This is a genomic window from Streptomyces sp. NPDC002779, from assembly GCF_042888685.1.
Taxonomy (GTDB): domain Bacteria; phylum Actinomycetota; class Actinomycetes; order Streptomycetales; family Streptomycetaceae; genus Streptomyces.
This window is the reverse complement of the sequence record NZ_JBIAQC010000006.1, coordinates 463733-487383: the sequence shown is the minus strand read 5'-3', so window position 1 is coordinate 487383 and position 23651 is coordinate 463733. Positions and strand designations below refer to the sequence as shown.

Sequence of the window (23651 nt, the reverse complement as noted above, 5' to 3'; positions counted from 1 at the left end):
TCATGGGGTCGCGCACTGTCTGACCGAGACCCGAGCGCCTTGGAGGGGGAAAGGCGCCGCGTGGCCCCGACGGAGGATTCGGAAAACCGTGGACGCGCAAGGCCGTGGGCGGGCGGAGAACATCGATCCCGCCGACCAGTGGGTGCTCAATCCGAACACCGGCGAATACGAATTGCGACTGGGCTCATCCGCAGCGCAGTCGGCCGTCGCCGCTCCCCGCAGATCCGCCACCCGGACCGCGGCGCCCGTGCGCGCACCGCGTCCGGGACGTGCGGTCCCGCCGCCGCGGCGGCGGCGCGGAGCGCCCGAGGAGCCCCTGCCCGGGCGCCGCGGACGGCGCCCCGGGAAGAAGCCGTCCAAGGCGAAGAAGTTCGTGCTGTGGACCGGCGGCAGCATGGCGTTCCTGCTGATCGCCACCGCCGGGGCCGGGTACCTCTACCTGGAGCACCTCAACGGCAACATCGACTCCGTCTCGGACGACGGCGCCGGCACCGGTGGCTTCAAGAAGGACGAGGCCATCAACATCCTGCTGATCGGCACCGACAAGCGCACCGGGTCCGGCAACGAGGGCTACGGCGACTCCGGCAGCGTCGGGCACGCCGACACCACGATCCTGCTGCATGTCTCCAAGGACCGGTCGAACGCCACCGCGCTGAGCATCCCCCGGGATCTGGTCGTCGACATCCCGGACTGCCCGACCACGCAGGAGGACGGGTCCACCAAGGTCATCCCCGGGTCGAGCGGCGTGCGCTTCAACACCAGCCTCGGGCAGGGCGGACGTACGCCCAGTTGCACCATGCGGACCGTCACCGAGCTGACCGGGATCACCCCGGACAACTTCATGGTGGCCGACTTCAACGCGGTCAAGACGCTCACCAGCGCGGTCGGCGGGGTCGAGGTGTGCCTGGCGAAGGACATCGACGACCCGGACTCGCATCTGAAGCTGTCCCAGGGCACGCACACCATCGAGGGCGAGCAGGCGCTGGCCTTCCTGCGCACCCGGCACTCCGTGGGCTTCGGCGGCGACCTGAGCCGGATCGGACTGCAACAGCAGTTCCTGAGCTCGCTGATGCGCAAGCTGAAGTCCAACGACACGCTCACCAGCCCGACGAAGATGGTGAAGCTGGCGGAGGCGGGCACCGAGGCGCTCACCGTCGACTCCCAGCTGGACAGCATCGGCAAGCTGAAGGACCTCGGCCTGGAGCTGGGCAAGCTCAACACCAAGAACCTGACGTTCACCACGGTCCCGGTGGTCGACAACCCGAACGAGGCGGTGAAGTCGACCGTCGTCGTCAACGAGACGACGGCTCCCGAGGTCTTCGACATGATCCGGAACGATGTGTCGTTCACCGAGGTCAAGGCGGAGAAGAAGAAGGAGGCGGCCGCCGTCGCCGCCCGTCTGAAGGGCACCAAGGCGGACCCCTCCGAGGTGCGCGTGCAGATCCTCAACGGCGGCGCGGAGACCGGCAGCGCCCAGGAGGTGCTGACCTGGCTGCAGACCGAGGAGGGCGTCACCAAGTCCGAGAACGCGGGCAACGCCGGTGCGGCACAGGCGAGGACGACGCTGGAGTACGCGCCCGAACAGGCCGATCAGGCACGGCGGTTGGCGGACCTGATGGGACTCGCCGGCTCCGCGATGAAGCCCGGCGAGAGCGTCACCAACGCCCAGGGGCTCCCCACCATGACGCTCACCCTGGGCAAGGACTTCAAGGGCGCGGGCGTTCCGCTCACCGGATCGCCGTCGGGAAAGACCCCCGAAGGCGTGGACAAGTCCACCGCGGATCAGGTCCAGTGCGCCAAGTGACCCCGGGTGACCGGTCAGTTCACCGATCGGTCAGGGAAATGGAACGAATTGACCGCTTGTAGGGATGCCTCATTCGGTTGTACGCACGTGGAATTTCTCACCGACGTCGCTCGACGCCGAAGTGTGCGGATAGTGTGAGCGATCCGGTGCATCGGGCCCCGCGGCGACGTTCCGCGCGGCGCCTTCCCGACGGAGGATTCGGACAACCGTGGACGCAGCCCGTGGGCGGTCGGAGAACATCGACCCCGCAGACCAATGGGTACTCAATCCGAACACCGGCGAATACGAACTGCGACTGAGCACTTCCGCACCGCAGTCACCCCGCTCCCCCGTCCCCGGCCCACGCGGCCGCTCCGCGCCCCGGCCGGACGGCACCACCGCGCGGCCGACACAGGCGCCTGGCCGCAGGGTGCCGCCGCCGCGCAGACGCGGGACCGAGCCCGAGGAGCCGCCGGGGCGGCGCGGGCGCAGGCCCGGCAGGTCGAAGACGAAGCGGGCGATGCTGTGGACCGGCGGCTCGATGGCGTTCGTGCTGGTGGCGGTCGCCACCGGCGGCTATCTCTACCTCAAGCACCTCGAGGGCAACGTCGACACGATCGACATCGGTGACGCGGGCGCGAGCAACTTCAGGAAGGACGAGGCCTTCGACATCCTGATCCTCGGTACGGACAAGCGCACCGGTGCGGGCAACGAGGGCTACGGCGACAAGGGCAGTACCGGACACGCCGACACCACGATCCTGCTGCATGTCGCCAAGGACCGGTCGAACGCCACCGCGCTCAGCATCCCCCGCGATCTGATCGTCGACATCCCCGACTGCGAGACGACGCTGGAGGACGGGTCCGAGGAGACGATCCCCGGGCTCCAGGGCGTCCGCTTCAACCGCTCGCTCGGCGAGAGCGGCCGGGACCCCGGCTGCAGCATGCGCACGGTCGAGGAGTTCAGCGGCATCGAGGTCGATCACTTCATGATGGCCGACTTCAACGCCGTGAAGACGCTGACGACGGCCGTGGACGGGGTCGACATCTGTCTGGAGCGCGCCGTCGACGACGAGGACTCCAAGCTCAATCTGCCCGCGGGTGAATCGACGGTGGAGGGCGAGGAGGCGCTCGCCTTCCTGCGGACCCGCAAGAGCTTCGGCAACAGCGGTGACCTGGACCGGATCAAGGCGCAGCAGCAGTTCCTCGGCTCCCTGATGCGCAAGATGTCCTCCGGCGACACCCTCACCAGCCCGACCAAGCTGCTGAAGCTGGCCGAGGCCGCCACCGAGGCGCTGACGGTCGACGAGGCCATAGGCAGCGTGGGCACGCTCAAGGACATCGCCCTGGAGCTGAAGAAGGTACCGCCGAAGAACATCACCTTCGCCACCGTCCCGGTCAAGGACAACCCGGCCGAGGCGGTGAAGGCGACGGTCGTCCTCAACGAGGCGACGGCGCCCCAGGTCTTCGACATGATCAAGAACGACGTGTCGTTCACCGAGGTCAAGGCAGAGAAGAAGAAGGAAGCCGCCGCTGTGGCCGCCCGCCTGAAGGGCCCCAAGGCCGACGCCTCCGAGGTGCGGGTGCGCATCCTCAACGGCGGCGCGGCCTCCGGCAGCGCGCAGGCGCAGCTCGCCTGGCTCCAGACGCAGGCGGGCGTCGACAAGTCCGAGAACGCGGGCAACGCGGGCGTAGAACAGCCGAAGACGACTCTCGAGTACGCTCCTGACCAGGCAGATCAGGCTCGTCGGCTGGCGGACATCATGGGTCTGTCCGGGTCCGCGCTGAAGCCCGGCGAGAGCGAGCTCAACGCCCAGGGTCTGCCGACGATGACCTTGATCCTGGGCAAGGACTTCAAGGGAGCGGGCGTGCCGCTCGACTCCTCCTCGGTGAAGACGCCGGACGTGGAGAAGTCGACGGCGGACAAGGTCCAGTGCTCCGGTTGAGCCACTGAGGCGACCTGACGGGCCTGCCGAGCGTCTGACAGGACGTACGGCGGGCCCGTTCCATGGCGCAGGGGTGGGGCGGTTCGATCGGTATGGGTGGGGAGGACGGGGAAGTGACGCAGAGCAGTGTGCGCGAGGCCGCTCCGGGTGCCGCGGGGGGCGGCGCCCGGGTGGCCGACGGCGGGGAGGGCCGGGGCGGCCGCCGCAGAGCGCGGGAGGCGCGGGGGCGGCGGGCCGTGAAGTGGTCCGCGACCGTGCTCGCGGCGCTCATCGTCGGTACCGCCGGGGCCGGGTATCTCTACTACCGGCACCTGAACGGCAACATCAAGCACGACGACCTGAACCTGGGGGACAACAAGGTCGCCGAGCCGACGCCGAACGCCGCCGGGCAGACCCCGCTGAACATCCTGCTCATCGGCTCGGACGCGCGGGACACCAAGGAGAACCAGAAGCTCGGCGGCGCGCGGGAGACCTTCGGCACGCCGCCGCGCGCGGACGTGCAGATGCTGCTGCACCTGTCGGCCGACCGCACCAACATGTCGGTCATCAGCATGCCGCGCGACACCCTCGTCCGGATACCGAAGTGCACCGACCCGGACGACGACGAGGAGTACCCGGCGAGCAACGGCCGGGTGACGACGAACCTGAGCCTGCGCAACGGCGGCCCGGGCTGCACGGTGGCCACCTGGCAGGAGCTCACCGGCATCCACATCGACCACTTCATCATGGTCGACTTCGCGGGCGTGGTGTCGATGGCGGACGCCGTCGGCGGCGTCCCGGTGTGCGTGGACGCCAACATCCACTCGCGCGACAGCGAGGGCCACGGGTCCGGGCTGAAGCTGGAGGAGGGCACCCACCCGATCAAGGGCGAGCAGGCCCTGCAGTGGCTGCGCACCCGTTACGGCTTCGAGGACGGCAGCGACCTCGCCCGGGCCAAGGCCCAGCACATGTACATGAGCTCGATGGTCCGGCAGCTGCGCGAGAACGCCACCCTCAGCAGCCCGCTGAAGCTGCGCAGGCTGGCCGAGGAGGCCACCGACGCGCTCACGGTCGACCCCGGTCTCGACGACGTGAAGAAGCTCTTCGAGCTCAGCAACGAGCTGCGGAAGGTGAAGCCGGAGCGCATCACCATGGCCACGATGCCGAACCGGTACGTGGGCGCGCAGGTGGAGCCCACCGAGGACGCCGAGCAGCTGTTCCGGCTGGTGCGCGAGGACATCGCACTGGACGGCAAGGGCAAGAAGAAGGCGAAGACCGAGGAGAAGCTCTCGGACGACCCGGCCGCGCCCGACGGCGAGATCGCCGTGCAGGTCCAGAACGGCACCGGCAGCGACACCCTGGGCGCGGTCGGCGGGCGTGCGAACACGGTGACCGGGCTGCTCCAGGAGGAGGGCTTCACGCAGGCGGTCGCCGATCAGTCGAAGCTCCTGAGCGAGGACCGTACGCTCGTCCGCTACCCGAGCGCGGAGCTGGAGGGCGACGCCCAGCGGGTCGCCAAGTCCCTGGGAATTCCGCTGAGTTCGGTGAAGCGCTCCACGGAGGTCACGGGGGTGACGCTCGTCGTGGGCGGCGACTGGCGCGAGGGTACGGCGTACAAGGCGCCCGAGAGGGACGACAAGATGCCCGACGCCGACAAGGCCCTCAACGGCGCCGACGAAGGGGCTTGTATGCACGTGAACCCGGCCTTCACGTTCTAGGCCGGGTTCAGCTGGCTGCCGTGCTCAGTTGCTGGTGCTGAGCACGGCGGGGCGCCGGGAGGCGATGACCTTGCGGGCCAGGGAGCGCGGGCTGGTCAGGAAGCCCCAGCCCCAGGACATGTGCATGGTGGCGAGGGCCACCGGGATCTGCAGCCGCGCCTTCAGCGGCAGCCCCTTGCCCGCCGGGATCGACCCGAGGACGATCGCCGCGAGATAGCCGCCGGGGATCACGAAGCCGAGCGGGTGCAGCGCGGCGCCCACGACCAGCCCGGCCGCGATGGCGCACACCGCGGCCGGCGGGGCGAGGTAGCGCAGGTTGATGGAGCCCTCGTGGTAGCGGGCGACGACGTGCCGCCAGCGGCCGTAGTCCTTGTACTGCTTGGCGAGTGCCTTCACGCTCGGCCTCGGGCGGTACGAGACCTTCAGTTCGGGCGAGAACCAGATCAGCCCGCCGGCCTCGCGGATCCGGAAGTTCAGCTCCCAGTCCTGGGCGCGGATGAACTCCTCGTTGTACCCGCCCTGCTGCTCCAGGGCCTCGCGGCGGAAGACGCCGAGGTAGACGGTCTCGGCCGCCTGGGCCTCGCCGCCGGTGTGGAAGGCGGCGTTGCCGACCCCGATCCGCGAGGTCATCGCGGCGGCGACCGCGTGCTCCCAGTCGTTCTCGCCCTCGGCGTGCATGATGCCGCCGACGTTCTGCGCGCCGGTCTCCGCCAGGAGCCGGACGGCGGTCTCGATGTAGCCCGGCGAGAGCATGCCGTGGCCGTCGACGCGGACGACGATCGGATGGCGGGAGGCCTTGATCGCGGCGTTGAGGGCGGCGGGCGTACGGCCGGTCGGGTTCGGGACGGTGTGGACGCGAGGGTCCTCCCGGACGAGCTGGGCGGCGATCTCGTCCGTGCGGTCCGTGGACGGACCGAGGGCGATCACGACCTCCATCTCGCCGGCGTACTCCTGCGCGAGGATCGCTTGGACGGCTCCGCGCAGATGCCGCTCCTCGTTGAGGACGGGCATGATCACGGACACGGCGGGGAGCTGCACGTCGGGCATGGCGTTCATAGGGGCCTCACGTTACCGCGAACGGGGGACACCGGTGCGCCCCGCCCGGGGCGGTGCACCGGGCCGCAGATCGTATGGGCCTACGGTGCTCACGGATCCCACGTCCCCGCTGTACGGCCTTCGCGGAGGTGTCGCCGTGCCCGCATCCCCCGCAACCCGTTCTCCCCGTCCTCCCCGGCGCCGGCCGCCGCAGCCGCCCGCCCGGCGCGGGAAACCGCGCTGGGCCATGCGGGCGGTGACCACGCTGTCCGTGGTGGTGCTGGCGTCCGCCGGGATCGGGCACGCGGTGATGACCAGCCTGGACGCGGACATCGCGCGGGTGGACCCCTTCAAGGACATGAAGAACCGGCCGCAGGCCGGGCACGGGATGAACGTGCTGCTGGTCGGCACCGACGGACGGGACCGGATCTCCGAGGCGCAGCGGCGCAAGTACCGGCTCGGCGGGGCGCCCTGCCACTGCACCGACACGATCATGATCGTGCACATCTCGGCGGACCGGGAGCGGGCGAGTGTGGTGAGCCTGCCGCGGGACTCGTACGCGATGACGCCGGCGCATGTCGACGCGACGACCGGGGAGCGTCATCACGGGCATCCGCTGAAGCTGAACGCCGCGTACGCGGAGGGCGGGCCGCAGCTGACGGTGCGCACGGTCGAGGCGATGACCCGGGTGAAGATCGACCACTATCTGGAGGTCGACTTCACCAGCTTCATGAAGACGGTCGATGTGCTCGGCGGGGTGAAGGTGTGCACGGCCGAGCCGCTGAAGGACTCCTACACCGGACTGGACCTGCCGGCCGGCACTCATGCGCTGACCGGCGGGGAGGCGCTGCAGTACGTCCGCGCCCGGCATGTCGACGGGGCGTCGGACCTCGGGCGGATGCAGCGGCAGCAGCGCTTCCTGGCGGCGCTGGTGGAACGGGCGACGTCGTCGGGGATCTTGCTGAACCCGATGAAGTTCCGGGATGTGACGCGGGCCGTGCTCGGGTCGGTGCGCGCCGACAAGGGCTTCGGGACGAATGAGCTGCTGGCCCTGGGGCGGGCGATGCGGAACTTCTCGCCCTCGTCGTCGGAGTTCACCACCGTGCCGATCGGGCAGATGGGGTACGAGGTGAAGGGCGTCGGATCGACGCTGAAGTGGGACCCCGCGAAGTCGTCCCGGCTGTTCGCGGCCCTGCGCGAGGACAAGCCGCTCACCGAGCACCGGCAGCGGAGCGAGGCGCTGATGGTGGACGTGGCCCCGCAGCAGATCCAGGTGCAGGTGGAGAACGGGACGGCGACGGAGGGGCTGGGCAAGCGGGTGGACTCGGCGCTGGCGGCCACGGGGTTCCGGACGAGCCGGGCGCCGGTGAACGCGGCGCAGCGGACGGTGAAGCGGACGGTGGTGGCCTACGACCCGGGCTGGGACCGCTCGGCGAAGTCGCTGGCGGCGGCCCTGCCCGGCAGTGAACTGCGGGCGGTGAAGGGGCTCGGACCGACGCTGAAGGTGATCGCCGGGGCGGACTTCGAGCGGGTACGGAAGGTGCGGGCGGTGGACCCGGCGCAGGGCGAGTCCGGGGTGGTGCGGGGCGACGAGGTGGTCTGCAAGTGACCTGCCGGTCGGGGGGTGGTCCACAGGCGACTCCCCGGCCGGCAAGTCTCCGCAAGTGGCCTCCCGGCCGGGGGGCTCCGCAAGTGGCCTCCCGGCCGGCGGGCTCCGCAAGTGACTCCCGGCCGACGGGCTCCGCAAGTGACTCCCGGCCGCCGCGGGGCGAGGAGGTCAGTCTCAATGACCGCCACCGGGGTCGAGGAAGTCGGTCCCGATGACCGCCACCGGGGGCGAGGAAATCGGTCCCGATGACCGCCACCGCGGATCAAGGAGATCAGCCCTCGAATGCCCACCGCCGCGGGGCTAAGCCGTCACTTCTCGATGTCCGCCGCCGCGGGGCGGAGACGTCAGTCCCCATGTCCGCCGCCGCGGGGGCGGAGACGTCAGTCCTCGATGCCCTCCGCCGCCCTCTTCTCGCGGAGGTCCATGATGGCCCTGCGCCGGGCCAGGCGGTGGGTGCGGCGGATCTGGGCCTCCTGGTAGCGGCGCTTGTCCCGCTCCGATTCCGGGACCACCGGGGGAACCCGGCGCGGCTTGCCGTCGGCGTCCACCGCCGCGAAGACCAGGTACGCCGAGCCGACCTGGGTGGGCGGGGCGGATTCGTTCCAGCGCTCCGCGAGGACCCGTACGCCCACTTCCATCGACGTCTTGCCCGTCCAGTTGACCTGCGCCTTCACATGGACCAGGTCGCCCACCCGGACCGGCTCCAGGAACGCCATCTCGTCCATGGACGCCGTCACCGCGGGCCCTCCGCTGTGCCGGCCGGCGACGGCGCCCGCGGCGTCGTCGACCAGCTTCATGATCACCCCGCCGTGCACGGTGCCCAGGAGGTTGGTGTCGCTGTGGGTCATGATGTGGCTCAGCGTGGTGCGCGACGCGGACGTCGGCTTGCCCGGGATATCCGGAGCGTCCGATTCCGCGGTGGAGACCTGGTCTGTCATGGCCTCCACCTTATGCCGAGCGGCAGAACGCGGACTTTGTGTTGGGTTCGCAACAGCCGGGCCCCTATTTTCCACCGACCCTGTCAGTCACACAGCCGTTCCCTGCACACTGGGGCGCATGAACAACTGGCCCGAGGGATGGTCCGACGAGAACCGCGGCAGCGGCGGCTACGGACACGGCAGTGCAAGCGCACGGCCGGATGGCGCGCGCGTCATGCGGCAGGTCCGCCGCGGCTCGGCGGCACCGTCCGGCGGGGGCCAGGCGGCACCGCCGTACGGCGTGCCGTCCCAGCCGTCGTACGTCGACGGCCAGGGCCATGACGGCTACGACAGCGGCTACAACACCGGACAGGTCTACGGCTCGCCCCCCGGCGGCGGGGGCGGTGGCGGCATGCGCGAGCCCCGGCCCGCGCCGGACTGGCGGCGCCGGTTCAAGTGGACCGCGATCACCGTCGTCACCGTGCTCGTGGTCACCACCGTCGGCACCTACTTCTGGGCCGACTCCAAGCTCAACCGCGAGGTGGACCTGTCCAAGGTGATCGACCGGCCGGAGGCGGGCGAGGGCACGAACTACCTGATCGTCGGCTCCGACAGCCGCGCGGGCATGTCCGCCGAGGAGAAGAAGAAGCTGCACACCGGGTCCGCCGAGGGCAAGCGCACGGACTCGATGATGATCCTGCACACCGGCAGCAACGGCGCGACGCTGATCTCGCTGCCGCGTGACTCGGCCGTGGAGATCCCCACCTTCGTGGGCTCGGAGTCCGGCAAGACCTACCCCGGCACGGGCCGGCACGTGAAGCTGAACGCCGCCTACGCGGAGGACGGCCCCGAGCTGCTGGTGCGGACGGTGGAGTTCAACACCGGCCTGCACATCGACCACTACGTCGAGATCGGCTTCGCGGGCTTCGCCAACATCGTGGACGCGGTCGGCGGCGTGGAGATGGACATCCCCAAGGGCGGCATCAAGGACTCCAAGTCCGGGGCCGACCTGGAGGAGGGCAAGCAGACCCTGAACGGCGAGGAGGCGCTCGCCTTCGTCCGCACCCGGTACGCGCTGGCCGGCTCCGACCTGGACCGCACCAAGAACCAGCAGAAGTTCCTCGCGGCCCTCGCCAACCAGGCCGCGACCCCGGGCACCGTGCTGAACCCCTTCAAGCTGTACCCGACGATGAGTGCCGGTCTGGACACCCTGATCGTCGACAAGGACATGGGCCTGTTCGACCTGGCGTCGATGTTCTGGGCGATGAAGGGCGTCACCGGCGGCGAGGGCACGTCGATGAACATGCCGATCTCCGGCTCCTCGGGCGGCAGCCTCGTCTGGGACAAGGCGAAGGTGAAGACCCTGGTGGAGCAGTTGAACAACGACGAGAAGGTCACCGTCTCCGGGAACTGAGACCACCGCTCACACAGCGAGGCCCCCGGCGGCTCACGCGCACCGGGGGCCGACCTCCTTGTACTTAGGGCAGGTTGCGCGCCATGACGATGCGCTGGACCTGGTTCGTGCCCTCGTAAATCTGGGTGATCTTGGCGTCGCGCATCATGCGCTCGACCGGGTAGTCCCGGGTGTAGCCGTAGCCGCCGAGGAGCTGGACGGCGTCCGTGCTGACCTCCATCGCCACGTCCGAGGCGAAGCACTTGGCGGCCGCGCCCAGGTAGGTGAGGTCGGCGTCGCCGCGCTCGGAGGCGGCGGCGGCCTGGTAGGTCAGGGCGCGGGCGGCCGAGATCTTCATGGCCATGTCGGCGAGCATGAACTGGATGCCCTGGAAGTCGGCGATCGGCTTGCCGAACTGCTTGCGCTCCTGGACGTAGCCCTTGGCGTAGTCGAGGGCGCCCTGGGCGATGCCGAGGGCCTGCGCGGCGATCGTGATGCGGGTGTGGTCCAGGGTCTTCATCGCGGTCGCGAAGCCCGTGCCCTCCTCGCCGATCATGCGGTCGGCGGGGATGCGGACGTTGTCGAGGTAGACCTCGCGGGTCGGGGAGCCCTTGATGCCGAGCTTCTTCTCCGGGGCGCCGAAGGAGACGCCCTCGTCCGACTTCTCGACGACGAAGGCGCTGATGCCCTTGGAGCGCTTCGACGGGTCGGTCACCGCCATCACCGTGTAGAACTCGGAGACGCCGGCGTTGGTGATCCAGCGCTTCACGCCGTTGAGGACGTAGCTGTCGCCGTCGCGGACCGCCTTGGTCTTCATGCCGGCCGCGTCGGATCCGGCGTCCGGCTCGGAGAGGCAGTACGAGAACATGCCCTCGCCCTTGGCGAGCGGCGCCATGTACTTCTTCTTCAGGTCCTCGGAGCCGGAGAGGATCACCGGGAGCGAGCCCAGCTTGTTCACCGCCGGGATCAGCGAGGAGGACGCGCAGACGCGGGCCACCTCCTCGATCACGATGACCGTGGCGAGCGCGTCGGCGCCGGCACCGCCGTACTCCTCGGGCACGTGCACGGCGTGCAGGTCGTTCGCGACGAGCGCGTCGTGGGCCTCCTGCGGGAAGCGGGCTTCCTCGTCCACCGCGGCGGCGTACGGCGAGATCTTCGCCTCGGCCAGGGAGCGGATGGCGTCGCGGAGCATGTCGTGCTCCTCGGACGGGCGGTACAGGTCGAAGTCAGCCGATCCGGCCAAGGTCTCTCACGCTCCAAAGACGCTGTGATGCTGGCGCTAATTACCGTTAAGTAACCCCAATTTTAGGGGTCCGCCCCCGCGGGTGTTACGTGAGCTTGGCGACAGGGGGAAAAGTGCCCGGTGGGGAGAGGTCCCACGCCCCGACTATGCTCGGGCGCGCACCGCCGCCGTACCAGTCAAGGGAGTCCCCATGGCCCTCAAGATCACCGTGATCGGCACCGGCTACCTGGGCGCCACCCACGCCGCAGCCATGGCCGAGCTCGGTTTCGAGGTCCTGGGTCTCGATGTCGTGCCCGAGAAGATCGAGAAGCTCCAGCGCGGCGAGGTCCCGATGTTCGAGCCGGGCCTCGAGGAGCTGCTGCGCAAGCACGTGGCCGGGATCGAGGGCTCCAGCGGGCGGCTGCGGTTCACCATGGACTGGGCGGAGATCGGCGCGTTCGGCGATGTGCACTTCGTGTGTGTGAACACTCCGCAGCGGCACGGCGAGTACGCGTGCGACATGAGTTACGTCGACGCCGCCTTCGCCTCGCTCGCCCCGCACCTCAAGGGCTCGGCGCTGGTCGTCGGCAAGTCGACGGTGCCGGTGGGTTCCGCGGACCGGCTCGCCGCCTACCTCGCCGAGCACGCGCCGGCCGGTCCGGACGCTGAGCTGGCCTGGAACCCGGAGTTCCTGCGCGAGGGCTTCGCCGTCAGCGACACCCTGCACCCGGACCGGATCGTGGTCGGCGTGCGCAGCGAGCGGGCCGAGAAGCTGCTGCGCGAGGTGTATGCGACGCCGGTCGCCGACGGCTCCCCCTTCGTCGTCACCGACTTCCCGACCGCCGAGCTGGTGAAGACCTCGGCGAACTCCTTCCTGGCCACGAAGATCTCCTTCATCAACGCGATGGCGGAGATGTGCGAGGCGTCCGGCGGCGATGTCGCCAAGCTCGCCGAGGCCATCGGGCACGACGACCGGATCGGCAGGAAGTTCCTGCGGGCCGGGATCGGCTTCGGCGGCGGCTGTCTACCGAAGGACATCCGGGCGTTCATGGCGCGCGCCGGTGAGCTGGGCGCCGACCAGGCGCTGACCTTCCTGCGCGAGATCGACTCGATCAACATGCGCCAGCGCGGCCAGATGGTGGACCTGACCCGGCAGGCGCTGGGCGGCGGGTCCTTCCTCGGCAAGCGGGTCGCGGTGCTCGGCGCGACCTTCAAGCCGGACTCCGACGACGTACGGGACTCGCCCGCACTCAACGTGGCGGGGCAGATCCACCTCCAGGGCGGCCAGGTCACGGTCTACGACCCCAAGGGCATGACCAACGCCCGCAGCCTCTTCCCCACCCTCGGCTACGCCGACTCCGCGGTGGAGGCGGTGCGCGGCGCCGATGTCGTGCTGCATCTGACGGAGTGGCGCGAGTTCCGCGAGCTGGATCCGGCGGCGCTGGGCGAGGTGGCGGCGGCCCGGGTCATCCTGGACGGCCGCAACGCCCTGGACCCGACGGTGTGGCGGGCGGCCGGCTGGACCTACCGGGCGATGGGCCGCCCGACCGCCTAGGCGCTCTCCGCCCGTTCCTGGGCGGCCATCACCTCGTCGCCGTGGGCGAAGGCCCAGGCACCGAACGCCTCGATGGCGGGGAGCAGGGTGCGGCCGAGGTCGGTGAGGCCGTACTCGACGTGCGGCGGGGAGCCGGGACGGGCCCGGCGGTGGACCAGGCCGTTGAACTCCAGTCGGCGCAGGGTCTCGGTGAGCACCTTGGGGCTGATGCCCCCGATGCGCTCGCGCAGCGCGCCCGGCCGCTCGGGGCCCTGACGGAGCGCCCAGATCACCACGGCGTTCCAGGTCTGGGCGAGCAGGTCGAAGGCGAGGCGGGCCCGGCAGTCGGCGAGAAAGCTGTGGTCGGCGGTCACTTACCGAATGGTGCCTGAGCGGCTGCCTAATGTCCTTGCCCGGGCGACGACTCGGGAGGACATATGAGGATCGGGATCATCGGCGCGGGCGCCATGGCCGAAGGACTCGGGGGGCAGTGGGCGCGGGCCGGGCACGACGTCCTGGTGGGCGGACGGGACGAGGGCCGTACGACGGCGCTCGCGGCCCGGATCGGCGCCCGCGCGGGACGTCCGGGTGAGGCCGCCCGCCGGGACGTGGTGCTGGCGGCGGTGCCGTACGCGGCGGCGGTCCCCGTGGTGTCGGCGCTGGCCGGCGACCTCGCGGGCCGGACGCTGGTCGACTGCACCAACCCGGTGGGTCCCGGCTTCCGGCTGCTGACCGCGGGCGGGCCCTCGGCCGCCGAGCGGATCGCCGCCGCGGCGCCCGGAGCGCACGTCGTCAAGGCGTTCAACCTCTGCCACGAGAGCGTCTGGCGGCTGACCCCGCCCGTCTTCGACGGCCGCCCCCTCGCCGTCCCGCTCTGCGGCGACGAGGGGGCGGCCCTGGAGTCCGTACGGCGCCTGGTCCGCGACCTCGGCTGTGAGCCCGTGCACGGCGGCGGCCTGGACCGGGCGGCCCTGCTGGAGGCGACGGCGGCCTTCCTGATCGGGCTGTGGGTCGGCGAGGGAGCGGACGCCCAGGCCATCGCACCGCCCCTGCGGTACGCCGGAATCTAACCGCCGGAGGTCGGGCGACGCCGCTTCGGCCGAGGCTCAGTCGGCCGAAACGGCGTCTGTCCGCATTCTGCCGCACCTGAGGGCCCAGAGGCCCAGGAGTACTCAACGGGCCCTCCTGTCACGCTACTTGGCGCGGTACCGGCGCATCTTCGCCCGTGCCCCGCACACCTGCATCGAGCACCAGCGGCCGCGTCCGGCGGGGCTGCGGTCGTAGTACGCCCAGTGGCAGTCGGCGGCCTCGCAGGCCTTCAGGCGGGTCCAGGTGCCCGCCACCAGGGACTCCGCTACGGCCGCGGCGACCCGGGAGACCAGGGAGTGGGCGTCCGGGGGCGTGAGGGTGGCCGAGCCGTCGCCGGTGTCCACCGTCAGCCGGAGCGGGGCCCGGGAGAGCAGGTCCGTCAGAGGGGTCACCGCGCGGTGCGGGGGGTGCCCGGCGTGGGCCAGGAGGGTCGCCCGCAGCGACTCGCGCAGCTCCCGGGCGGCCGGCACCTCGTCCTCCCGCAGCCCCAGGCCCGCCCGGCCGTCCGGCGTGTCCAGCGCGTCGGCCCCCGACTCCAGGTCCAGCGTGTTGACCAGGGCCTGGACCAGTTCCAGACCTCCGGGGGCGGGCGAGCGCGTATTCATGGTTGCGACGTTACCTCCAATGGGGCAGCATGCAGTAACGGCGTTACCGCATACGCGCCTTTGCCAGTAACCACGAGATCGCGGAGGAAGTCATGGCTCTCGCCACCCTGGACGTCGTCGTCCTGGACTGTCCCGACCCGCACGCCCTCGCCGAGTTCTACGCCGGTGTCCTCGGCGGCACCATCGAGGAGCAGGGCGAGTGGGTGGACCTCAAGCTGCCCGGCGGGCAGCAGCTCGCCTTCCAGGCCGCCCCCGGCTTCGTACCGCCGCAGTGGCCGCGCGCCGACCTGAACTCCCAGCAGCTCCATCTCGACCTCAAGGTGGAGGACCTGGACACCGCCGAGAAGGGCGTCCTGGAGCTCGGCGCCAAGCCGCTGGACGCGGAGGACCGCAGCCGGACCTTCCGGGTTTACGCGGATCCGGCGGGGCACCCGTTCTGCCTCTGCGCCGGATGACATCTGCGTGTCCGCTGAGACAGGAGGGCCTCCCGTGACACCCGTGGCACGTTTCCGTTCCGTCGTCATCGACTGTCCCGACCCGCACACGCTCGCGGACTTCTATGCCCGGATCGGCGGCGGCACGCCCCGGGCGGAGGACGACGACTGGGTCGTCCTCCAGGTCCCGGGCGGGCCCCGGCTCGCCTTCCAGCGGGCGCTCGGCCACACCCCGCCGGAGTGGCCGCGGGCCGACGGCAACTCCCAGCAGTTCCACGTCGACTTCGACGCCGGGAGCACCTGGGAAGAGGTGGACGCGGCCGAGGAGACGGTGCTGGCGCTGGGCGCGCGGGTGCTGGACCGGGAGGACTTCGAGAAGAAGGACTTCCGGGTGTACGCCGACCCGGCCGGGCATCCGTTCTGCCTGTGCCGGATCCCGGCGGGGCAGTAGCTAGGCGTCCAGTTCCGCGATCTGTGCCGTCGACGGGTCGCGGCGCTGCTGGGCCGATCGGGCGGCGGATTCGGCGGTGCGCAGGACGCGCTGGACGTTGGCCCAGGTGAGCAGGGCCAGGTCGGTTTGCGTCCAGCCCCTGCGGAGCAGCTCGGCGACGAGGTGCGGGTAGCAGGAGGCGTCGGCGAGGTCCTGCGGATGGGCGGTGCCGGCGTCGTACGTGCCGGACAGGCCCACGCACTCCGGGCCCGCGACCGCGCGGACATGGTCGAGGTGGTCGGCGACGTCCCGGACCGAGGGGCCGGTCTGCTCGGCGGTCAGCGGCACCATGCACAGCCCTTTCGCGGCGCCCAGTTCCGTGAGCAGGTCGTCGGGGAGGTTGGCCGGGTGCGGACGCAGTGCGCGGGCCGCGGAGCGGGTGCACAGCACCGGTGCCTTGGAGGAGGCCAGCACGCGGTGGAGGGTCTCCTCGGAGGCGCCGGAGAGGTCGGCGAGGACGCCGAGCCGGTTCATCTCGCGGATCACCTCCTCGCCGAAGCGCGTCAGCCCGGCGTCGCTGGCCCAGGAGGTGCCGGTCAGCGTGAGCACGCGCAGCCCCAGGCTGTGCAGCACCCGCAGGATGGCCAGGGAGTCGTCGAGCGCGGCGGCCGTGGCGGGGCCGAGCAGCACCGCCGCGCGCCCGCAGTTGTGGGCGTCGATGACCTGGCCGGCGGTGCGGGCGAGCCGTAGTCCTTCGGGGTGGGCGGCGATCACCGTGCGCACCAGGTCCAGCTGCTCCAGGGTCGCGGCGACGGCCCGGTCCGCGGCCAGCCCCTCCGGGAGGTGCAGCGAGCAGAACAGCGCCGCGACATGGCCCTGCCGCAGCCGCGGCACATCGGTGTCGACGGCGCTCTCGCCGTCCTCCAGGTCGTACCAGGGCAGATGGCGCAGCGCCCAGGGCAGCCCGCTGTAGCCGTCGGCGACGGGGTGCGCGGCGAGCAGGGCGTGGGCGCGCTCCAGGGGCCCGGCGTCCGGATCGTCGTCGAGCGGGAGGGGCGGCTCGTCCGGGAAGGGGTCGGCCAGGGGCAGATCGTCGAGCGCGCCTGCCTCGGCGGCGGTGTGCAGGTCGTCCTGGAGATCGGCCATGGCGGGCTCCGTACGTGCGAGGCGATCGCTGTACGGCCACCGTCGCACGCGGCACGGGCCCCTTCCTGGTGAACGGGGCGTTCGGGGGTCCGCCGGTCCAGCGACCCGGGCCCGGGTCTTCCCATCCACCGGTTCAACCACCCTGGCCCGGGCTTCGGATCCCCCCTTCCCCCCTGGGCAGCCACGATCACCTCGTCCAGCGCCCCCCGGGACCGCACCAGACCAGCAATCACCGGCCGATCCGCCCCCGCTCCCCGCCCAGATCCCCCACCCGCCGGACCCGGACACTCGGGGATCCGCCAGTCAGCACCCCCCCAAAGCCGCTCACCCCACCCGGACCCTGCAGTCCCCCACTCCAACCCCGCGCAGCCGCGATCACCCCGTCCAGCACCCCCAGGACCGCACCAGACCGGCGATCACCGGCCGATCCGCCCCCGCTCCCCGCCCAGATCCCCCACCCGCCGGACCCGGACGCTCGGGGATTCGCCAGTCAGCGCCGCCCCGACCCGCCGCTCACCCCACCCGGACCTCGGAGTCCCCCGCTGCAACCCCCTGCGCAGCCGCGATCACCTCGTCCAGGGTCTCCCGGGAGCGCACCAGATCCGCGATCATCCGGTCGATCCGCTCCCGCTCCTCCGTCAGGTCGTGCACCAGCTTGGGCGTGGCCACGGCCGAGGGGCCGCCGTCGGTGTCGCGCATGCAGGGCAGCAGCTGGGCGATCCGGCTGCTGTGCAGTCCGGCCGCGAACAGCTCCTGGATCCGGATGACCCGGTCGACGGCCGCCTCCGGATAGTCGCGGTGCCCGCCGGGCGTGCGGTCGGCCCGCAGCAGCCCCTGGGTCTCGTAGTAGCGCAACGACCGCTCGCTCACCCCGGTGCGCCGGGCCAGTTCACCGATCCGCATGCTCACCTCACCTTGAACCTGACACGGATGTCAGGTTCTACGGTACGGGCATGACGAACTTCCTGGAACCCGCAGCCCTTGGCCGACTCCCCCTCGCCAACCGTCTGGTGATGGCGCCCATGACCCGCAACCGGGCCGCCGACGACGGCACCCCGACCGACCTGATGGCCGAGTACTACGCCCAGCGCGCCACCGCCGGCCTGATCATCGCCGAGGCCGCCACCCCGAACGCGGTCGGCCGGACGTACCCGAACATCACCGCGATCCACACCCCCGGGCACGTGGCGGGCTGGCGGCGCGTCACCGACGCCGTGCGGGAGGCCGGCGGGCGGATGTTCCTGCAGATCCAGCACGGCGGCCGGATCGGCCACCCGGCGACCAGCGGCCACACCCCGCTCGCGCCCTCCCCCGTCCCGCTCCCGGACACGATCTTCACCCCGGACGGGCACCGGCCGACCGTCGTCCCGAGGGAGATGACGGCCGACGACATCCGCGCCACGGTCGCCGACTTCGCCACCGCCGCCCGCCGGGCGGTCGAGGCGGGCTTCGAGGGCGTCGAGGTGCACTCAGCGAACGGCTATCTGCTGCACCAGTTCCTCGCCGCCAACACCAACCGCCGCACGGACGCCTACGGCGAGGACCGCACCCGGTTCACGGTGGAGGTCGTGGCGGCGGTGGCGGCCGCGATCGGCCCGGAGCGGGTGGGCGTACGCCTCTCACCCGGCCTCACCGTCAACGGCATCGAGGAGGGCGACACCGAGCGGCTCTACCCGGCGCTCGTCGCGGCCCTGCGCCCCCTCGGCCTGGCCTATCTGCACCTCGTCCACGCCGACCCCGAGGCGCCCCTGTTCCGGCGGATCCGCGCCTCCTGGCCGGGCACCCTCATCGCCAACCCGGTGCTGCCGGAGCTCACCACGCGGGCCGTGGACACCGCCGCCCGGCGGCTGCTGGACGCCGGGGCCGACCTGGTCGCGCTCGGGCGCCCCTTCCTCGCCAACCCGGACCTGATGACCCGGCTGCGGCTCGGGGCGCCGCTGAACGAGATCCGCGACCGGTACCTCATGTACGTGGGCGGGGCGACCGGCTACACCGACTACCCCGCCCTCGACGCTCAGGCGTCCAGCGCCTCGATGGTGGCGTGGGAGGGCGCGCGCGTCGCCTGAAGCTCCCGCGCCACGTCCTCGGCCGCGCCCAGCACCCGTACGGAATTGCGCCAGGTCAGCTTGGCCAGGTCGGCGGTGGACCAGCCGCGGTCGATCAGCTCCGCGAGCAGGTTCGGGTAGCCGGAGACATCGCTCAGGCCGTCCGGGGTGAAGGGCGTGCCGTCGTAGTCGCCGCCGATGCCGAGGTGGTCGATGCCCGCGACCTCGCGCATGTGGTCGAGGTGGTCCGCCACCGTCGCGACCGTGGCGACGGGACGCGGATGGCGCTCCTCGAAGGCGCGGTGCACCTGCATCGCCTCGGCGGTGCCGGAGAGGTGGTGGAAGCCGTGCTCGCGCAGGTTCTCGTCCGCCGCGGCCGTCCAGTCGACCGCCGCCTGCAGCACGAACTTCGGCACGAACGTGACCATGGCCACCCCGCCGTTGGCGGGCAGCCGCTCCAGGACGTCGTCCGGGATGTTGCGGGGGTGGTCGCACACCGCCCGCGCCGAGGAGTGCGAGAAGATCACCGGCGCCGAGGTGGCGTCCAGCGCGTCCCGCATCGTCGTGGCGGCCACGTGGGAGAGGTCGACGAGCATGCCCTCGCGGTTCATCTCCCGTACGACCTCGCGGCCGAAGGCCGACAGGCCGCCGACGCCTGGCTCGTCGGTCGCGGAGTCCGCCCAGTCCACGTTGTCGTTGTGGGTGAGCGTCAGATAGCGCACGCCGAGGGCGTACAGGCCGCGCAGGGTGCCGAGGGAGTTGGCGATGGAGTGCCCGCCCTCCGCGCCCATCAGCGAGGCGATACGGCCCTCCCGCCGCGCCGCCTCCAGGTCGGCGGCGGTCAGCGCGGCCCGCAGGTCGGACGGGTACCGGTCGATCAGCCGCCGTACGCAGTCGATCTGCTCCAGCGTCGCGGTGACCGGATCCGGCAGGTCCGAGCGGACGTACACCGACCAGTACTGCGCCCCGACCCCGCCCGCGCGCAGGCGGCCGAGGTCGGTGTGGAGCCGGCCGCTCTGGTCGGCGGCGATGTCACGGGCGTCGAGGTCGTAGCGGACCTGCTCGCGCAGCGCCCAGGGCAGGTCGTTGTGCCCGTCCACCACGGGGAACTCCCGCAGCAGTTCCCGGGCCGCCGCCAGGGAGCCCACCGCCGTCACTTCCCGAAACCGAAGCCGTTGGACCCCTCGACCTTGGTGCGCAGGCGCTTGCCCTTCTCGGTGGCCTGGTCGTTCAGCTCCTGCTGGAACTCCCGCATCCGGCCGAGCAGTTCCTCGTCGTGGGCGGCGAGGATCCGGGCGGCGAGCAGACCGGCGTTGCGGGCACCGGCGACCGAGACGGTGGCGACGGGGACCCCGGCCGGCATCTGCACGATGGACAGCAGGCTGTCCATGCCGTCCAGGTACTTCAGCGGCACCGGCACGCCGATCACCGGCAGCGGGGTCACGGAGGCGAGCATGCCGGGCAGATGGGCGGCGCCGCCCGCCCCGGCGATGATCACCTTCAGGCCGCGGTCGGCGGCCTGCTCGCCGTACGCGACCATCTCGCGCGGCATGCGGTGGGCGGAGACGACATCGACCTCGTACTCGATCTCGAACTCGGCGAGCGCCTGCGCGGCGGCCTCCATGACCGGCCAGTCGCTGTCCGACCCCATGACGATGCCTACAACCGGGCTCATTCGGTGATCGTGCCTCTCAGATAGCCGGCAGCGTGACGGGCGCGCTCCAGCACGTCGTCCAGGTCGTCGCCGTAGGTGTTGACGTGGCCGACCTTGCGGCCGGGCTTCACGTCCTTGCCGTACATGTGGATCTTGAGCTGGGGGTCGCGGGCCATGCAGTGCAGATACGCGGAGTACATGTCCGGGTAGTCGCCGCCGAGGACGTTGACCATCACCGTCCAGCGGGCACGCGGACGCGGGTCGCCGAGAGGGAGGTCGAGGACCGCGCGGACGTGGTTGGCGAACTGGGACGTGATCGCGCCGTCCATCGACCAGTGGCCGGAGTTGTGCGGGCGCATCGCGAGTTCGTTGACGAGGATGCGGCCGTCGCGGGTCTGGAACAGCTCGACCGCGAGGTGGCCGACGACGCCCAGCTCCTTGGCGATGCTCAGCGCCATCTCCTCGGCCTTGAGCGCGAGGTTCTCGTCGAGGTCGGGAGCGGGCGCGATGACGGTGTCGCAGACGCCGTCCACCTGCCGCGACTCCACCACCGGGTAGGCGACGGCCTGGCCGTGCGGCGACCGTACGACGTTGGCGGCGAGCTCGCGGACGAAGTCGACCTTCTCCTCGGCGAGGACGGGGACGCCGGCCTTGAAGGGGGCCTCGGCCTCCGCCACGCTGTCGACCACCCACACACCCTTGCCGTCGTAGCCACCACGGACGGTCTTCAGGACGACCGGGAACCCGTCGCCCTCCGCCGCGAAGGCCGCCACGTCCTGCGGATCGGCGACGATGCGGTGCCGTGGGCACGGCACGCCGATCGCGTCCAGCTTCGCGCGCATCACCCCCTTGTCCTGGGCGTGCACCAGCGCGTCGGGGCCCGGGCGCACGGGGATGCCGTCCGCCTCCAGAGCCCTGAGGTGCTCGGTGGGTACATGTTCGTGATCGAAGGTGATCACATCGCACCCGCGCGCGAAGTCACGCAGCGTGTCCAGGTCGCGATAGTCGCCGAGGACGACTTCACTCACCACCTGGGCCGCGGAATCCTGCGGGGTGTCACTGAGGAGCTTGAACCTGATGCCCAGCGGGATGCCTGCCTCGTGTGTCATACGAGCGAGCTGGCCACCGCCGACCATGCCGACTACCGGGAACGTCACACCCCTAGGGTATCGGCCACTCCGGGGCGGCCGGATTCCGCACCTGTGTTCCGGCCCGCAGGCAATCGCGCGGAGGGGTGGTTAGCATGGCTTGGTTGACGAAACCGACCGACGGGGGCTTTCACTCCATGGGACGTGGTTCCTCCGAGCTGGTACGACGCTATGTGCACGAGGCCGTGAAGTTCGGCGCCGTGGGCGGCGCGGGGCTGCTCGTCAACCTCGGTGTCTTCAACCTGGTGCGGCACGTGACGGACCTGCCGGTCGTGCGGGCCAGTGTCATCGCGACGGTGGTGGCCATCGCCTTCAACTACGTGGGCTTCCGCTACTTCACCTACCGGGACCGCGACAAGACCGGCCGCACCAAGGAAATGACCCTGTTCCTGCTGTTCAGCGGGGTGGGCCTGGTCATCGAGAACGGCATCCTGTTCGTCGCCACCTACGGCTTCCACTGGGACAGCCCGCTGCAGAGCAACATCTTCAAGTTCGTCGGCATCGGCATCGCGACGCTCTTCCGCTTCTGGTCGTACCGCACCTGGGTGTTCCGCGCGCTGCCGGCCCGGGATGCGGTGGCGAGCGCGGAATCGTTCCTGGAGGCGGCGGCGCCGACCCCGCCGCCGGGCCCGCGCCAGGGCCGGGCCCCCCAGGCGGCGGGCCGGCGACCGTGACGCCTTAGCGGACCGTGGGTGTCGCGTCCCCCGTCGGCTGGGACGGGTTCCGCGACAGGAACAGGCCGAAGACCGGCGGGGACGCCTGCAGCATCTCCAGCCGGCCGCCGTCCGCTTCCGCCAGGTCCCTGGCGACCGCCAGGCCGATGCCCGTGGAGTTACGGCCGCTGATCGCGCGCTCGAAGATGCGGGCGCCGAGGTCCGCGGGGACGCCGGGGCCCTCGTCCGTCACCTCGATGACCGCCTGGTTGCCGGTGACGCGGGTGCGCAGGGCCACCGTGCCGCCCCCGTGCATCAGGGAGTTCTCGATCAGGGCCGCCAGCACCTGGGCCACCGCCCCCGGGGTGCCGACCGCGTGCAGGTGCTGCTTGCCCGAGCTCACGATCGCCCGGCCCGCGCTGCGGTACGCCGGGCGCCACTCCGCCAGCTGCTGCTGGATGACCTCGTCGAGGTCGAAGGTGACGGCGGAGCCGGTGCGCGGATCGCGGGAGTTCGTCAGGAGCCGTTCGACCACGTCCGTCAGGCGTTCCACCTGGGTCAGCGCGATCATGGCCTCCTCCTTCACCGTCTCCGGGTCGTCGGTGAGGGTGATCTCCTCCAGCCGCATCGACAGTGCCGTCAGGGGCGTGCGCAGCTGGTGCGAGGCGTCCGCGGCGAGCCGGCGTTCCGCCGTCAGCATGCGCGCGATCCGCTCGGCGCTCGCGTCCAGCACGTCCGCGACCCGGTCCAGCTCCTGGACGCCGTAGCGCTTGTGCCGGGGCCGCGGGTCGCCGGAGCCGAGGCGTTCGGCGGTCTCGGCGAGGTCGGTGAGCGGGGACGCGAGGCGGTTGGCCTGGCGCAGCGCGAGCAGCACCGCCGCGATGACCGCCAGCAGCGCCACCGCGCCGATGATCAGCAGCGTCCGCCCGACCTCCTTGGTGACGGCCGAGCGGGGCTCCCCGACGGTGACCGTCTCGCCCTCCTCGCCGAGGCGGGTGGCGCTGATGAGGTCGCCGGCCGGCTTGGTGCCGATCGTGATGGGCCGCTCGCCGGGCACCCGGATGACGGCGTACCGGTCCTTCGGGACCTGGTCGCGCAGCATGTCCGCGGTGACCGCCCCGGTCGCGAGGAGTCTGCTGTCCACGATGGACGCGAGCCGCACCGCCTCGGAGTCCACCCGCTCCTGGGCGGTGCTGCTGATGGTGCGGGTCTCCACGATGACGAGGGAGACCCCGAACACGGCGATCACCACGAGCACCACGGCGAGGGTGGACTGGATCAGACGGCGGCGCATGGACCCGTACTACCTACT

Annotated in this window: 22 protein-coding genes; 11 read left to right on the top strand and 11 right to left on the bottom strand. The window is 71.3% G+C overall.

What is annotated here, in order from left to right:
* Positions 1-88 precede the first annotated feature (88 nt).
* The 3 genes from ACFYW5_RS20305 to ACFYW5_RS20295 all read left to right on the top strand — a co-directional run bounded on the left by ACFYW5_RS20305 (position 89) and on the right by ACFYW5_RS20295 (position 5425).
* Complete coding sequence (locus ACFYW5_RS20305) at positions 89-1804, top strand: LCP family protein (protein WP_389418401.1); 1716 nt, start codon at positions 89-91, stop codon at positions 1802-1804.
* Between the two features lie 208 nt (positions 1805-2012).
* The gene (locus ACFYW5_RS20300; protein WP_389418400.1) at positions 2013-3728 is read left to right on the top strand and encodes an LCP family protein; all 1716 of its coding nucleotides are present in this window, start codon (positions 2013-2015) and stop codon (positions 3726-3728) included.
* 62 nt (positions 3729-3790) lie between these two features.
* Complete coding sequence (locus tag ACFYW5_RS20295; RefSeq protein ID WP_389418399.1) at positions 3791-5425, top strand: LCP family protein; 1635 nt, start codon at positions 3791-3793, stop codon at positions 5423-5425.
* A 24-nt stretch (positions 5426-5449) separates the two neighbouring features.
* Here ACFYW5_RS20295 and ACFYW5_RS20290 read toward each other — a convergent pair whose 3' ends face one another.
* Positions 5450-6481: a glycosyltransferase family 2 protein gene (locus tag ACFYW5_RS20290; protein WP_389418398.1), complete on the bottom strand. Its 1032-nt coding sequence runs from the start codon at positions 6479-6481 to the stop codon at positions 5450-5452.
* Positions 6482-6707: 226 nt separating this feature from the next.
* Here ACFYW5_RS20290 and ACFYW5_RS20285 point away from each other — a divergent pair, with 226 nt between their 5' ends.
* Entirely contained in the window at positions 6708-8069 is a 1362-nt protein-coding gene (locus tag ACFYW5_RS20285) for an LCP family protein (protein ID WP_389418397.1), read from the top strand.
* 380 nt (positions 8070-8449) lie between these two features.
* Here the strand turns inward: ACFYW5_RS20285 and ACFYW5_RS20280 are convergent, their stop codons facing one another.
* Positions 8450-9007 carry an acyl-CoA thioesterase gene (locus tag ACFYW5_RS20280; RefSeq protein WP_389418396.1) on the bottom strand — a complete coding sequence of 186 codons (558 nt, stop codon included), beginning with the start codon at positions 9005-9007 and terminating at the stop codon, positions 8450-8452.
* Between the two features lie 118 nt (positions 9008-9125).
* On the opposite strand from ACFYW5_RS20280, the gene ACFYW5_RS20275 reads away from it, so the two are divergent.
* Positions 9126-10400 (top strand): LCP family protein, encoded by a 1275-nt coding sequence (locus ACFYW5_RS20275; RefSeq protein WP_389418395.1) that lies wholly within the window; start codon positions 9126-9128, stop codon positions 10398-10400.
* 64 nt (positions 10401-10464) lie between these two features.
* Here ACFYW5_RS20275 and ACFYW5_RS20270 read toward each other — a convergent pair whose 3' ends face one another.
* Positions 10465-11622, bottom strand: a complete 1158-nt coding sequence (locus ACFYW5_RS20270; RefSeq protein WP_389418394.1) for an acyl-CoA dehydrogenase family protein — start codon at positions 11620-11622, stop codon at positions 10465-10467.
* Positions 11623-11812: 190 nt separating this feature from the next.
* Between ACFYW5_RS20270 and ACFYW5_RS20265 the strand changes: the two genes are divergently transcribed.
* Positions 11813-13156, top strand: coding sequence for a UDP-glucose dehydrogenase family protein (locus ACFYW5_RS20265; protein ID WP_389418393.1), 1344 nt, complete (start codon positions 11813-11815; stop codon positions 13154-13156).
* Here ACFYW5_RS20265 and ACFYW5_RS20260 read toward each other — a convergent pair.
* Complete coding sequence (locus ACFYW5_RS20260; RefSeq protein WP_389418392.1) at positions 13153-13509, bottom strand: winged helix-turn-helix transcriptional regulator; 357 nt, start codon at positions 13507-13509, stop codon at positions 13153-13155. The two genes, ACFYW5_RS20265 and ACFYW5_RS20260, sit on opposite strands and share 4 nt — an antisense overlap.
* Positions 13510-13572: 63 nt before the next feature.
* On the opposite strand from ACFYW5_RS20260, the gene ACFYW5_RS20255 reads away from it, so the two are divergent.
* The gene (locus tag ACFYW5_RS20255; RefSeq protein WP_389418391.1) at positions 13573-14205 is read left to right on the top strand and encodes an NADPH-dependent F420 reductase; all 633 of its coding nucleotides are present in this window, start codon (positions 13573-13575) and stop codon (positions 14203-14205) included.
* Positions 14206-14328: 123 nt separating this feature from the next.
* Here the strand turns inward: ACFYW5_RS20255 and ACFYW5_RS20250 are convergent, their stop codons facing one another.
* Positions 14329-14829 carry a CGNR zinc finger domain-containing protein gene (locus ACFYW5_RS20250; RefSeq protein ID WP_389418390.1) on the bottom strand — a complete coding sequence of 167 codons (501 nt, stop codon included), beginning with the start codon at positions 14827-14829 and terminating at the stop codon, positions 14329-14331.
* Positions 14830-14921: 92 nt separating this feature from the next.
* Between ACFYW5_RS20250 and ACFYW5_RS20245 the strand changes: the two genes are divergently transcribed.
* Together ACFYW5_RS20245 and ACFYW5_RS20240 are read left to right on the top strand one after the other, a co-directional pair.
* A complete protein-coding gene (locus tag ACFYW5_RS20245; RefSeq protein WP_389418389.1) occupies positions 14922-15284 on the top strand; it encodes a VOC family protein in 363 nt (120 codons plus the stop codon).
* A gap of 34 nt (positions 15285-15318) precedes the next feature.
* On the top strand, positions 15319-15714 hold the full coding sequence (locus ACFYW5_RS20240) for a VOC family protein (RefSeq protein WP_389418388.1): 396 nt from the start codon (positions 15319-15321) through the stop codon (positions 15712-15714).
* On the opposite strand, the gene ACFYW5_RS20235 is transcribed toward ACFYW5_RS20240, so the two are convergent.
* Positions 15715-16839, bottom strand: a complete 1125-nt coding sequence (locus tag ACFYW5_RS20235) for a dipeptidase (RefSeq protein WP_389418387.1) — start codon at positions 16837-16839, stop codon at positions 15715-15717. It lies immediately after the preceding gene.
* A 513-nt stretch (positions 16840-17352) separates the two neighbouring features.
* Positions 17353-17742 (bottom strand): MerR family transcriptional regulator, encoded by a 390-nt coding sequence (locus tag ACFYW5_RS20230; protein WP_389418386.1) that lies wholly within the window; start codon positions 17740-17742, stop codon positions 17353-17355.
* A 50-nt stretch (positions 17743-17792) separates the two neighbouring features.
* Here ACFYW5_RS20230 and ACFYW5_RS20225 point away from each other — a divergent pair, with 50 nt between their 5' ends.
* Positions 17793-18905 carry an alkene reductase gene (locus ACFYW5_RS20225; RefSeq protein WP_389418385.1) on the top strand — a complete coding sequence of 371 codons (1113 nt, stop codon included), beginning with the start codon at positions 17793-17795 and terminating at the stop codon, positions 18903-18905.
* Here the strand turns inward: ACFYW5_RS20225 and ACFYW5_RS20220 are convergent.
* Genes ACFYW5_RS20220 through ACFYW5_RS20210 form a run of 3 tightly spaced genes read right to left on the bottom strand, consistent with a single transcriptional unit; the run spans position 18854 to position 21695 of the window.
* Positions 18854-20041 carry a dipeptidase gene (locus ACFYW5_RS20220; RefSeq protein WP_389418384.1) on the bottom strand — a complete coding sequence of 396 codons (1188 nt, stop codon included), beginning with the start codon at positions 20039-20041 and terminating at the stop codon, positions 18854-18856. The genes ACFYW5_RS20225 and ACFYW5_RS20220 overlap by 52 nt on opposite strands.
* Complete coding sequence (gene purE / locus ACFYW5_RS20215; RefSeq protein WP_389418383.1) at positions 20038-20559, bottom strand: 5-(carboxyamino)imidazole ribonucleotide mutase; 522 nt, start codon at positions 20557-20559, stop codon at positions 20038-20040. The genes ACFYW5_RS20220 and purE overlap by 4 nt, the downstream gene beginning before the upstream one ends.
* Positions 20556-21695, bottom strand: coding sequence for a 5-(carboxyamino)imidazole ribonucleotide synthase (locus ACFYW5_RS20210; protein ID WP_389418382.1), 1140 nt, complete (start codon positions 21693-21695; stop codon positions 20556-20558). Before ACFYW5_RS20210 ends, purE begins: the two co-directional genes overlap by 4 nt.
* 128 nt (positions 21696-21823) lie before the next feature.
* Between ACFYW5_RS20210 and ACFYW5_RS20205 the strand changes: the two genes are divergently transcribed.
* A complete protein-coding gene (locus ACFYW5_RS20205) occupies positions 21824-22360 on the top strand; it encodes a GtrA family protein (RefSeq protein ID WP_389418438.1) in 537 nt (178 codons plus the stop codon).
* 4 nt (positions 22361-22364) lie between these two features.
* Here the strand turns inward: ACFYW5_RS20205 and ACFYW5_RS20200 are convergent, their stop codons facing one another.
* Positions 22365-23633: an ATP-binding protein gene (locus ACFYW5_RS20200; RefSeq protein WP_389418381.1), complete on the bottom strand. Its 1269-nt coding sequence runs from the start codon at positions 23631-23633 to the stop codon at positions 22365-22367.
* Positions 23634-23651 lie beyond the last annotated feature (18 nt).